This window comes from Acetivibrio cellulolyticus CD2, from assembly GCF_000179595.2.
GTDB classification, from domain to species: Bacteria; Bacillota; Clostridia; order Acetivibrionales; family Acetivibrionaceae; genus Acetivibrio; species Acetivibrio cellulolyticus.
Window position 1 is genome coordinate 2,031,128 of record NZ_JH556653.1, and the last position, 7,696, is coordinate 2,038,823.

The window sequence follows — 7,696 nt, forward strand, 5'->3', positions numbered from 1 at the left end:
ACAGGCAAAACTAATTAAAGGTAAATGGGTTACTTCTTGTGATAACCCCTGTAATGGCAAGCCTTGCGGTCGTGTAACCTTCACATCTCCTGCCATGGATAAACGCATGTATCCAGGTGTGATTAGAGGCTCTGACGAATGGATTTCTGACTACAAAATTAGGACTGTAGTAGAAAAAAACATTCAATACCTTAAGGAGCCTATGGCCTGTGGTAATCTTAAAACAAGAGACAACCTAACTATTAAAGCAGATTTATATCTCGCAGGTATCACACAACTAATTACTGTAATACTTGCAGATAAAATTCATGAGCACAAGTATATACGTAGTTTAAAACCTTTAATCGCTTGATTTACTAACTTACTCTTGAAACTTATGTCTTATACATAAGCTTATTTGTGCTGTAATTTCATCAACAAGGTTCTGGTTTTTCAGTCAAATCACTAACATATATCCCTCTTAAGTTATCAAAGTCCATTTTACATCTCTTCTAACTTTTTACATCTGATTTTTTAAGTCATTTTGCAAATGCCTAATAGTTATAGTATTAATAAATTAAATTAGTTTTTTGTAATACACCCGAATCTTTAAATTTAAAGGGTACCAAGGTACTGATTACATTGTTTTCTTCCAATGATTAGCATATAAACACAGATGACAACCCAAATTTTAGTTAAAAGACAATATACACAGGTAAAACTTTTCCGATCAAAACATTTTACGACGCGCGCAAAGAAAGTAAAGATCTAGATGGATAATACTTAAATTGTTTTATCTTCTCCAGCATTTCATTTTTACTAGTCTACTATAAGCGAAATTGTACACGAAAAAGAGAGTCTGTTCAGACATCTGGCAGGCATCACATAGTTAATTCCCCCAATCAAATAAGACATTCAAAACACATGTAAAAAAATACAATTCAACTTCTATTTTTCCTATTTTCTTATCAAAACTACATTTTCTGTAAAAACTCTTTAGAATAATATTACATACTATATCATTAATTGTCAATATTTTTCTTTATTAACATTTAATCCATTTTTAATTTTAATTTAATTTTTCTCCGGTCTATAAAGCATTTTTGTAAGCCTTATTAGTATTTATACAGTAAAGTATATTTTCTTAACAAAATAAACTCATCTGCATGGCGAAACCCTTTATTCGCAATTCCTCTATATAGTCAAAGCCCCTAAGTTTGACTTAGGGGCTTTGATAAATAAGTTGCTGAAGAATTTTAATAAAGCATCTTTCATTTCATTTTAATTGGATTCTTTTAGACTAATATCATACTTAAAATCTTTATCCTTTATTGGTAATAATACATGATATTCAATCCAAGTTTATTCATAGATTTTGATATGATATAATACATTAATTAACATTGTATCATATAAATGTATAGAACGGGGCAGATATCTTATGCTAAATTCAAATTTGAGTAAAAGAAAACTTTTTTTGTTTTTTAAAATGGTGTTTATTATATTAAGCATAATTAGTATCTTATTTTGTACCGCTGAAGTGATTGATCTTTTTTGGGGTATGCCTAGACTTGACAATTCAGAGTTTTTAGGTGTAAAAGATAATACAAATCGTATTGTAAATGTAGTGTATGAAGATGCCATTGTTGGAAAAGCCTACACTCATTTAGTGAACGGCTTGTATACTAGGCTATCTAAATCTGCTGCTGAGAAAGAAATGAAAAGTGCAACTTATATTTTAACAGTAGATGGCAATGTTGATTTTTATATTACTCCTGAATACACAATTGCTAAAGTTCCACTTTCTTATAAGAAAAATCAAAGTATAATTAAAGGCATAATACTTTCTTGTTTTGACATTAAGAATAAATACTTTTATTACAGTGCGATATGTAACCCTAATCTTGAAAATGCTTTTGAATTTTATAAAACATATAACAAAACTGATTTCTATTAGCAGGTCATTTGATTCTATACCAGAATTTAAATCTTACCTTACACATCCTTTCCTTCAAATGACACATAAAATTTATCATTAATTTTTTTAAGTTCAAAATCCAGCTCATAATCCGGAATATCACTTGTATCATTCAACCTAACAGATACAAAATATGAGTCCCCTTCTTTCGAAATATTTGTTATTTGAGTAAATACAAAATCTCCTTTACTATCCATCAAAATACTATCTTTCATTCTATCTACTTGTACCTTAAATTCTTCAGTACACATAGCTTTTATTTTTTCAATATCTCCTTTGTATTGCGCTTTTATAAAATTTATAACCAAATTCTGTACTTTGTCGTTGTCATCTTCCCCGATACTTTGACTAGTTTGATACTCTACTATAGAAAATCCTCCAATTTCTTTAATGTTCTTTTTTAATTGTTGATTCTCCTGTTCTATTTTCTCGTTCAATATCTTTATCTCCTGATTTTCCTGCATTGCAGTATTATAATCTTTTTGTGTTTCCAACAATTGTTTTACAACAGGAAGCCCTGGTGCAAATGTTGACGCAAATGTTGGAAAAGCAATTACTGAACTTGTCAAAAGAAACATAACAAAAAATACAGCTGCCGCAACACTTGGTATAGGCATTTCCCATTTTTTGCGCTCTCCAACCATCTTACTCATATTCAAAATATCCCCACTAGCAATTTTAGAATTTTTAAGATTATGTAATCCTCTGATAACTTCTTCTGTTTCCATATATTCTGTATTACAGTCACTACAATCCTGAAGGTGCTTCTCCACCAATTGACGTTTCTCTAAATCAAGTTCTCCTATAATATACTCTTCAAGTAATTCCAAAGTTTCTTCACAATTCATAAAGATTACTTCCTCCTTCCTTACCAATTTTCATAAGTTTCCTAAGTTCTTTAAGTCCATTACTAATCCGTGATTTAACAGTCCCTTCAGGTATATCTAAAATAGATGCGACTTCCTTTAAAGATAAATCTTGAAAATACCTAAGCGTCAGAACCATCCTAATCTCTTCCTTCAATGACATCAAAGCCCTTAACAGGTCTATTTTTTCTCCATTTTCAATTTCGCTAAAAGCTTCAACCTCAATATAGTCGGTTACAGTTATCCTTTTATTATATCTAAAGTAGTCATTGCATTTATTAATAAGGATTTTGTTCATCCATGCTCTAAGCTTTGATGTATCACTTAACTTATTCAATGACGAAAACACTTTTATAAATGTTTCCTGACATATATCACGAGCATCCCACTCAGAACGAACTATCCCCAGAGCTGTGTAATAAAGCTCATTATGGTATCTTTGTATAAAAGACTCAAAAGCATTTTTATCGCCTCGTTTTATGGCTTCTATTAGCGTCTCTGTTTCCACCTATCCACCTCCATTTTGCTGTTACATAATAATGACGTTCAACTACACTAAAAGGTTCATTTTTTTATTTAAAAGTTGCTTATTTACATCAAATATGAATTTGATAAATGCACAATGTACATTTTCGATTTCCTTTAAAGCTTAATATCCTAATATGCCGGCCTACTCATTATAAAAAGACTTTCTCGGCACATCCTAGCACAGCTAGGTGATTATTTCATGAGAATGAGTCCAGTATGGAACGAAGTTCCGTACCACCCATTCCCAGTTTTGAATCCATCTATTCGCAGATGGAATCCGCTGTATTTATAGCTTATGTTTTGCGCAGTACTCACGAATGTTCAGGTTACCTGTTTCAGCCCAGATGGCATTGTGAATAATCCTGTCCATGATTTCATCAGCATGAACACCTCCGCCGAGACGACTGTGCCATTCGATTTGTTTATACAAGGTACAGAAAATCGTAGATGCTTTATCGTGCCTACATTCTAGCATTAAGAGCATCTAAATATGTTTTTTTACTAAAAGAAGCATTTATTATTTATTATCTTATTTTCTGGAATTCTGGGAGATAATTTTATTGACCAGCATGATGAATGACTAATAGACAATTCAAATAGCCATTCGCCTAAAAATCACCCTGACTAAAAGATTGTGGAAAATGGCTAATAGAAGATTTGCAAAGGAGGTTAAAATTGTATCAAGACTGCAGAAAAAGTTGGGTATGAATGATAGGAAATACTCCTTTCTGTTAAGGTAGTTTATTGTTCATAATACCCTAAATAGTAGTTCCCAGAGACTTAAAGCAAGCTTATGAACACTTTTAATGCTAATATGTGAAAACGACTACGTTTTTCCATATTAGCATTAAAATGTACAAACAATAGAACTTTTACCTAAGAGCAACCTTCCCCCTAACCTTTTTTCTACATACAATAAAGATAAAAGATAATATAGCAAACAAAAGTATGGGAATAAATGAGTCTCCGTCAAAATGCCCCCTAACTATTAATTGCTTAACAAATCTTATTATTTGCCAAAATGCTAAAAAGAAAGATATAACAGGCATAATTAACGTTAAAACAATATTTTTGCGTAGGGATAAGTATGCCTCTAGCGCAAAGATTAATAATATAACAATTACTATAAGTACATTAGCTAAATATACTGCAATCGCATTAGTCATATGCTCTCGACTCATTTCGTGAAAAATTATAAAGTATTAAAAAAGTAAATCGTCAGTACTGTCATTTTTTAGCCATTCATTTTTTTGTTTTTACAACTGTCATGGATAAGCAGAAGCCTTTATAATCAATAGGTATCTGACCCAAAATTTCATATGTTTTGGCATCCATAATTGTTATACTCTGCTTTTCACTTGTATAAATGAATAAATAATCATCTATAAGATACATTGTTGTTATACCATTTAGTCCATCAATAGTTTTCACTATGCTATCCGAATTGGTATCAAATATTGTAAGTGTTTCTCCCAAATAATCGCTACTAAACCTTTTTCCTGAATGTGATATGTATGCTATACCATTTTCATTTATTATTATTTGGTTGCACCATTTTTTTAACTCTACCTTCTTCTGAAAATTGCCATTTAAATCATATATCCAAAGACTATCCTCTGTATTAAAATTACTCGTTTCAGGATGATCTGGATCAAGCATTTCTATATGTCCGTTTGTAGTTATGTATATTTTGCCTTTAGGACTTACACCAAGATCGTTTGGCAAGTACCCTAAATTTTCTTTTGATAATATTTCCATTTCGAGGCTGTTTCTGTCTATTTTAAAGATGTGATTATCGGGCACGTCGGTATATAAACTTTCCCTTGCTCCCCCACATACACCATAAATGTAATTCCCAAATATTCCGTACCCGCTAATAGCCCCTTTGGTATAAAATGGGCAATCGAAGTACTCATCTGTTGCATAATCAACAATTCTAACTGGTGTACCTAATGGCAGGTTAATAGCATTAGATTGCGTCAGTTCAACAAAAACTCTATTCTTTTCAACGTCATTTATTATCTCCGCAGGTTTATGATTATCCTTAAAAACGATTTCCTTTTGTATTTCTCCTTCCTTCAATACAATAAGCCTGTTAGCTTTTGTGCTTCCTGGAGTACGTACTGATGCATAAACTTTGTTATCTGCCGAACTTACAACTTTGTAAATCATCTTATCTTCATTTTTGGTAGGCATAAACTTCATTTTACCATGTAATATGTTATCCTTTTCAATGTCTTCAACTTGAATAAAACCTATATTACCGACAAGATTAAAGTATATGTCATATTTGGAATTGTCGTCATAATGAAAACTCTCTTTTTTTGGTTCTGAAAAAGAACTACATGAAGTTAATAGCAGCATTATAATAATAAATAAAGTGCATATATGTTTTTTCAAATTTGTACCCCCATAAATATATGTATTTATGACCTCACCAATTGATAAATATTTCAATTAGTAAGTAGTAAGTAAATAAACCAATATAGTATTATAAAAAATGCCATCAAAAAAGCACCTTCCATACAAGGTGCTTGTCTAATAAAATTAAAGAAAGTTGACAAACTACAATATTTTATCTTTATTCTCAATGAGTTGATGTTATTTATGCAGAGATTTGGGCACCTTAGGTTGATATAACCAAAACCAACTAGCTGTACTTGTAGCAACCATTGCAATAATAACTAAAACAGCAGATACTACCCCTAATAAATTTCTTCTCATAATAACATCCCCCCACTTTTATTTAATAGAGAGACCTCCTACCTTATCAGATACTCTCTCTATTAGTGCCTTTTTTTTCATTGACCATTCCAGTTTCTATGTCATTCTTAATAGATTCCAATACTCTTTTCAGTTCTCCATACTTTCTTTCATCAATTAAAGCACATAAATAATCAATATTTTGGATAAACTCCCTTCCATCCATTCGCCGTTTTACTTCTTCTTCTCTTTGAATTATTTCACCAATTTTAAATACACTTTTAATTAATAAAGCAGTAAAGATAATTGTAATAATAAAACTAGAAACAATCAAAAGCTTGTCCGAATGGGATTGAAAAACCTCCGTATTTTTGGTAAACATTGTGTAGATCACTAGTAGAATAAAAAGAGCAAACGCCAACTGTAAAACCAAAAATCCTAACCTGCTTTTTTGAGACTTGTCCAGTTTATTTTCCTTTAAATAATATATATTAACACTTTTTTTGTACATGAATAAAAGAATTATGCATATGATGATACTTTCTACAACAACACACTTGAACCTGATAGCTAAACTCGTAAGGATTTCTTCCTGCGAAACGTTTGTAAAAGCACGTATAAGACCGACCGTTGTACCCTGTACCATTGTAAAAAAGACCAGAGTAACCAAGCAACCTAGTGCTGTTTCAAATATATTCAACTTATATATAAAATAAATTAAACTTGCAAAACCCAATAAAGATACTAAATAGACCAGAATATCCGGTTGCAGTAAAGTTTGAGATAAATGAAATATTACTGCAGCACAAAACCCCACAAATAATACATTTCTTAACGGTACTCTATTGTCGCTGCTCGGTCTGTTTGACCGCTCTTTGCCCAAATTTTGTGTCCGTATATTTTGCTCATTAACCCTGTCCGATACTTCACCGAACAGGGTAATTAATTACCAATTGAATTCATCTTCAATTATGAGCCTTACTACATGATCATCTATCAACTTTGTTTGCCTTTGTGCTGCGTGCATCAGGCAGGCTATACATACTTTATTGATTTTCCTTGCTACTCCATGAGAATAGTCATAAATTTCGCCAATAGCCTTCTCGGTAAATATATCCCTGGTTTCTCCTGCATATTCAAGATGCTTTTTGATGTATTCTCCGGTTTGTTGCCGATCGTAAGGGGTAAGGTGATAACGTATATCTATCCTTTGGCATATTGCCTCATATATCTGTTTTTTCAGAACATCTCTAAGTTCACTCTGTCCCGCTAGAATTAAACTCATTGGATTGTATGAATCCATCTTAAAGTTTAAGAGAAACCGTACTTCCTCTAGCATTTCTCTTGATAAAAGATGTGCTTCGTCTGATATTATCACTGGTATCCTCTTTTGTGTTTCTATGAGGTTCGATAGCTCACGGGTTAACTGACGTTTTGCATCTCCTCTGTAAAATTTTGCTTCGCAACCTAGTTGGTTTAATACCTCCCAGTAGAAATTTCTTGGTGTTAAAGATGAATCACTTATGTACATTACCTTGTAACGATTGATATCAAGGCTATCTACTAACTTTCTTAGCGCTGTTGTTTTCCTGTTCCAACATCACCGGTTATAACTGCAAACAACCTATTTCTTGCTGCATAC

The 7,696-nt window shown here is 31.9% G+C and carries 8 protein-coding genes and 1 pseudogene; 2 read left to right on the plus strand and 7 right to left on the minus strand.

Annotation, left to right across the window (positions count from 1 at the left end; all coding sequences use genetic code 11):
- Together ACECE_RS27255 and ACECE_RS0210895 are read left to right on the plus strand one after the other, a co-directional pair.
- Nucleotides 1-352: pseudogene (locus ACECE_RS27255) on the plus strand (ISNCY family transposase); the annotation flags it as partial.
- 1,083 nt (nucleotides 353-1,435) lie between these two features.
- Complete coding sequence (locus ACECE_RS0210895) at nucleotides 1,436-1,936, plus strand: hypothetical protein (RefSeq protein WP_162862521.1); 501 nt, start codon at nucleotides 1,436-1,438, stop codon at nucleotides 1,934-1,936.
- Nucleotides 1,937-1,974: 38 nt separating this feature from the next.
- Here the strand turns inward: ACECE_RS0210895 and ACECE_RS0210900 are convergent, their stop codons facing one another.
- From ACECE_RS0210900 to ACECE_RS27265, 7 genes are all read right to left on the minus strand, one after another.
- A complete protein-coding gene (locus ACECE_RS0210900) occupies nucleotides 1,975-2,805 on the minus strand; it encodes a zf-HC2 domain-containing protein (RefSeq protein ID WP_010681251.1) in 831 nt (276 codons plus the stop codon).
- On the minus strand, nucleotides 2,795-3,331 hold the full coding sequence (locus ACECE_RS27260) for an RNA polymerase sigma factor (protein WP_010681252.1): 537 nt from the start codon (nucleotides 3,329-3,331) through the stop codon (nucleotides 2,795-2,797). The genes ACECE_RS0210900 and ACECE_RS27260 overlap by 11 nt, the downstream gene beginning before the upstream one ends.
- An 892-nt stretch (nucleotides 3,332-4,223) precedes the next feature.
- Nucleotides 4,224-4,517, minus strand: coding sequence for a hypothetical protein (locus ACECE_RS0210910; protein WP_010681253.1), 294 nt, complete (start codon nucleotides 4,515-4,517; stop codon nucleotides 4,224-4,226).
- A gap of 76 nt (nucleotides 4,518-4,593) precedes the next feature.
- Nucleotides 4,594-5,751, minus strand: coding sequence for a YncE family protein (locus ACECE_RS0210915; RefSeq protein WP_010681254.1), 1,158 nt, complete (start codon nucleotides 5,749-5,751; stop codon nucleotides 4,594-4,596).
- A gap of 201 nt (nucleotides 5,752-5,952) precedes the next feature.
- Nucleotides 5,953-6,075: a cyclic lactone autoinducer peptide gene (locus tag ACECE_RS0210920; protein WP_026073797.1), complete on the minus strand. Its 123-nt coding sequence runs from the start codon at nucleotides 6,073-6,075 to the stop codon at nucleotides 5,953-5,955.
- 46 nt (nucleotides 6,076-6,121) lie between these two features.
- Nucleotides 6,122-6,790 (minus strand): hypothetical protein, encoded by a 669-nt coding sequence (locus ACECE_RS0210925; RefSeq protein ID WP_205410171.1) that lies wholly within the window; start codon nucleotides 6,788-6,790, stop codon nucleotides 6,122-6,124.
- A gap of 210 nt (nucleotides 6,791-7,000) precedes the next feature.
- Nucleotides 7,001-7,585 carry an ExeA family protein gene (locus ACECE_RS27265; protein WP_235715934.1) on the minus strand — a complete coding sequence of 195 codons (585 nt, stop codon included), beginning with the start codon at nucleotides 7,583-7,585 and terminating at the stop codon, nucleotides 7,001-7,003.
- Nucleotides 7,586-7,696: the final 111 nt, after the last annotated feature.